Annotated in this window: 5 protein-coding genes; 4 read left to right on the top strand and 1 reads right to left on the bottom strand. The window is 42.7% G+C overall.

Features of this window, described 5'->3' with window-relative positions; translation table 11 throughout:
* Positions 1–468 precede the first annotated feature (468 nt).
* Entirely contained in the window at positions 469–972 is a 504-nt protein-coding gene (locus IM450_RS04445) for a MogA/MoaB family molybdenum cofactor biosynthesis protein (RefSeq protein ID WP_190537793.1), read from the top strand.
* Between the two features lies 1 nt (position 973).
* On the opposite strand, the gene IM450_RS04440 is transcribed toward IM450_RS04445, so the two are convergent.
* Positions 974–1,585: a hypothetical protein gene (locus IM450_RS04440; RefSeq protein ID WP_287665529.1), complete on the bottom strand. Its 612-nt coding sequence runs from the start codon at positions 1,583–1,585 to the stop codon at positions 974–976.
* 134 nt (positions 1,586–1,719) lie between these two features.
* Between IM450_RS04440 and IM450_RS04435 the strand changes: the two genes are divergently transcribed.
* The 3 genes from IM450_RS04435 (at position 1,720) to hpsU (ending at position 4,082) form a co-directional block, all read left to right on the top strand.
* Entirely contained in the window at positions 1,720–2,385 is a 666-nt protein-coding gene (locus IM450_RS04435) for an urease accessory protein UreF (RefSeq protein ID WP_287665531.1), read from the top strand.
* 150 nt (positions 2,386–2,535) lie between these two features.
* On the top strand, positions 2,536–3,486 hold the full coding sequence (locus IM450_RS04430; protein WP_287665534.1) for a glycosyltransferase family 2 protein: 951 nt from the start codon (positions 2,536–2,538) through the stop codon (positions 3,484–3,486).
* 5 nt (positions 3,487–3,491) lie between these two features.
* A complete protein-coding gene (gene hpsU, locus IM450_RS04425) occupies positions 3,492–4,082 on the top strand; it encodes a hormogonium polysaccharide biosynthesis acetyltransferase HpsU (RefSeq protein WP_287665536.1) in 591 nt (196 codons plus the stop codon).
* The last annotated feature ends 533 nt before the right edge of the window (positions 4,083–4,615 follow it).

Genomic DNA, 4,615 nt, shown 5'->3' with positions numbered 1-4,615 from the left:
TCCCCCCGCCTATCGGCACCCCCCTTATCAAGGGGGGATCAAGGGGGGATCGGCACCCCCCTTATCAAGGGGGGATCAAGGGGGGATCGGCACCCCCCTTATCAAGGGGGGATCAAGGGGGGATCGGCACCCCCCTTATCAAGGGGGGCAGGGGGGATCGGCACCCCCCTTATCAAGGGGGGCAGGGGGGATCGAACCTAAAATCTATTTTTAATTTAACTATAACCAGCTACTTAATCTATACCAACTTAGATGATAATCTCGATTTTGTTATTTTGGGATAATCTGTTCTCTAGAAGCTCCTTTTACCTTGTCATCATTACCAGCGAAAAGGTTGCAAAAACCAGCAAAAATCGGCAATACTTGCAAAAGTTAAGTTTTTTATACTAGGGTAACTGCACTCACCAGCCAATACATACATTTGTTCTTAATGCTTGTTTTTCTCGAACTCTCAGCTTATCCCTAATTATGACCTTTATTCCCCATCCCGACACCGCCCCCCTTAATCTTACCTGTGCCGTAGTCACGGTGAGCGATACTCGTACCCCAGAGACGGATAGGAGTGGCCAAATAATTCAAGAGTTACTAACTCGATCGGGTCATGATATCGGCCTATACTTAATTATCCCCGATGAACCCTTACAAATTCAAGCAATTTTACCAGAAATTAGCAATCAAAATCAGATAAAAGTCTTAATTCTCAATGGGGGTACGGGTATTGCTCCCAGAGACACTACCTACGATGCTTTAGTACCTTTATTAAGGATTACTTTGCCCGGTTTTGGCGAATTATTTCGTTATCTTAGCTATCAGGAAATTGGCTCCCGTGCCATGGCATCGAGGGCGATAGCTGGGGTTTATCAAAACTTATTAGTCTTTTCTCTCCCCGGTTCCACTAATGCCGTTAAATTAGCCCTAGAAAAACTGATTCTTCCCGAAATTTTACATCTGGTTAAACAGATGAATGGGTAATTTATTTTGATTTGATCTTGGCTGAAATTTCTTGAAAACATACATCCCAAAAATAGCTGGCTAGATTCACCGCGCTTAACAGTTTAGGAATTCCTTCACTTAGACTAGCAAAACCTCGATTTTTAATCTGGAGAAAATCAATAGCGATCGCAAAAGTTAAAAGTGCTAAAGCGATGATTAAAATTTGGTAAGAAGTTTGTTTTATTCGCCGCCAAAATACTAAACCATAAATCAGAATTGCGAGGGCATAAACAGAGATAGTCAAGAATTTGGGAATATTAAAATAGAGGAGAATGATATGAATTCTGAAGATTTCATTGATGGCAAACAGTCCCGTTATTATGCCAGAAAAAAGTAAAAAATTGTAAGAATTATTGAAACTTGTCTTGCGGGACAATAAATCATAACTAAAAAGGCAAACAATCGGTGGTAAACAACAAAGCAATTGAAAAGAATGGGTTAATAAACCGGCGATCGGAGTTGGGGGAGTAGCGGGAGGATAAAATAAAAGACTAGAGGGTAATTCTGCCCGATCAACCCCAGCAATCAAAGCTAAAATCAAGAGGAGAACGACAAGATTTATTTTCAGAAAATGCTGTTCTCGTGAGGACATAAGTATAGTAGTTTATAATTGTGGCTATTAACCACGGTATAATGCACAAAGTGCCGCTTTCTACTGGCTCGATCTACATACCGAAGTGCCAAGCATTTCCTCAATTGTGTTAGGGACAATTTTCTCGGTTTTCTATGCTCGATCAAAAAGAACTTTTGTGTTTATTACAATTGGCTAGTCCCATTTTACCCGTGGGGGCCTATAGTTATTCCGAAGGGCTAGAAACCCTCGTCGAAAAGGGGATTATCTCCAATAGTGCCACCTTGAATGATTGGTTAGAGCGATCGCTTTGTCAAGGCTCGATTCGCTTAGAAACGGCTGTTTTGCTAAGGGTATATCGTTGTTTTTGTCAAGAGGATTTTACAAAACTTAATTATTGGGATAATTGGTTATCGGCAACGCGGGAAACGGCCGAATTAAGACAACAAAGCTGGCAAATGGGGCGATCGCTGTTAAACCTATTGCGAGAGTTAGCACCGGCCAGAGATAATCTACCAGAAGAGGCTAATTATGCCACCGCCTTTGCGATCGGGGCAAGTCATTGGCAAATTGGGGAAGAATTAGCGGTTTTAGGCTATTTACACAGTTGGGCAAGTAATTTAATTAATGCAGGATTGCGTTTAATTCCTCTTGGACAAACCCTAGGACAATCGCTTCTGATCGGTTTACAGCCCAGTTTATTAACAGCAACAGCAGATATTATCAGTTTAGCCGATGAAAACCTGACCAGTTGGAGTTGGGGGCTAAGTTTTGCCAGTATGAACCACGAAACCCAGTATAGTCGTCTATTTCGCAGTTAGAAATTTAGAGAGAAGAGCAGGAGAATGACGGAAAAAAGCAGATAAGGTATAGTAAGATTAAAAAAAAATCTTAGGTCTTAGTTCTCGCTTTCTGAGTAACTAAGGATTTTAAGGAAAGGTGCGAACACTCTACCTAGCCACAGTGTACCAATGTTTAGTCAATCAGAAAAAATTCCCGTTTCGGTGTTGATTCCCGCCAAAAACGAGGAATCCAACCTTCCCGCCTGTTTAGAGAGTGTTGCTAGGGCTGATGAAGTGTTTGTCGTCGATTCCCAAAGTAGCGATCGCTCGATCGAAATATCTACCAACTATGGGGCCAATGTAGTCCAATTTTATTTTAATGGTCGTTGGCCGAAAAAGAAAAACTGGTCCCTTGATAACCTGCCTTTTCGCAATGAATGGGTATTAATCGTCGATTGTGATGAGAGAATCACCCCCGAACTATGGGACGAAATCGCCACCGTGATCCAAGATCCCAACTATAACGGTTATTATCTCAATCGTCGCGTCTTCTTCCTCGGACAATGGATTCGTTATGGTGGCAAGTATCCCGACTGGAATCTGCGCTTATTTAAACATAAGTCGGGCAGATACGAGAATTTAAACACGGAAGATATCCCCAACACGGGAGATAACGAAGTTCATGAACACGTTATCCTCGATGGCAAGGTGGGGTATCTGAAAAATGATATGCTGCACATCGATTTCCGCGATATCTATCATTGGTTAGAAAGACATAATCGTTATTCCAACTGGGAGGCCCGGGTTTATTACAATATTCTCACGGGTAATGACGAAAGTGGCACGATCGGAGCGCACCTGTTCGGTGATGCGGTGCAGAGAAAACGTTTTTTAAAGAAAATTTGGGTAAAACTGCCCTTTAAACCGCTGCTGCGCTTTATTCTCTTTTATGTTATCCGTCTCGGTTTCTTGGATGGCAAAGCTGGTTATATCTACGGTCGTCTTTTGAGTCAGTATGAATACCAAATTGGGGTTAAATTGTACGAATTACGGAGATTTGGCGGTAAATTAAACGTTAATACCCATGTTAATCCCCCGATTAAACCCTCGGAACCTCAACCGGTAGAAATGATTAAATAGGTCCTATGTCTCCAGAAATCCGCACCGATGAGGAAGCGTGGCTAGATCTGCGTACCTACGATCAATCTTGGTTCGATCGCGGTCGTTCTAATCTAATTATCCTACTTTGGTGGTTAGTACAGGGAATTCTTTTTCCCCTCAGTTTGCACCAGATGGATAGCTTTCGCTGCGCTGTTTTGCGGCTATTTGGGGCTAAAATCGGCCTTGGGGTGAAAATTCGCCCGACGGTAAGGGTGACTTATCCCTGGAAAGTGGCGATCGGCGATTATACTTGGATCGGCGATGATGTGGTGATTTATAGTTTAGATAATGTTACCATCGGCAGTCATTGTGTGATTTCTCAAAAATGCTATCTTTGCACTGGCAGTCACGATCCCGGCGATCGCTCTTTTGGCTTAAAAACCACTCCCATCCTCATCGGTAATGGTACATGGATCGCAGCCGATTGTTTTTTGGCTCCGGGGGTAAAAATTGGCTCTAATGTTGTTATTGGGGCAAGAAGCAGCGTATTTGCCGATATTCCCGCTCAAAAGGTCGCTTGGGGTAGTCCCTGTCGTCCTCAATACGATAGAAAGATGAATTCTTATAGTAGTTAAGCTAAGAGGCATTTTTGGCGGTCTTCCGCTCGCTTTTGTCCCACTGTTTCCCACGGGACATATTAAGCTGTTCGTAATTTAATTAGCATTTTTATCGATTTTTGTCAAGATATATTTGACACAATTTATTAGAAAAAGGGTTTCTAATTAAAGAGGGCGAATGCAATTCGCCCCTACAATAATAATATTATTATTGTGCCAATGGTAGGGGCGCATCGCGTGCGCCCAGAATGTCCTAAGTAGGTAGGCACAATTATTTGGGCGAATGCAATTCGCCCCTACAATAATAATATTATTATTGTGCCAATGGTAGGGGCGCATCGCGTGCGCCCAGAATGTCCTAAGTAGGTAGGCACAATTATTTGGGCGAATGCAATTCGCCCCTACAATAATATTATTATTATTGTGCCAATGGTAGGGGCGCATCGCGTGCGCCCAGAATGTCCTAAGTAGGTAGGCACAATTATTTGGGCGAATGCAATTCGCCCCTACAATAATATTATTATTATTGTGCCAATGGTAGGGGCGCATCG

This window comes from Microcystis sp. M083S1, from assembly GCF_020246405.1.
Classification (GTDB): Bacteria; Cyanobacteriota; Cyanobacteriia; order Cyanobacteriales; family Microcystaceae; genus Microcystis; species Microcystis aeruginosa_C.
The sequence above is the reverse complement of the archived record's forward strand: the minus strand, read 5'-3'. Positions and strand labels throughout refer to the sequence as shown.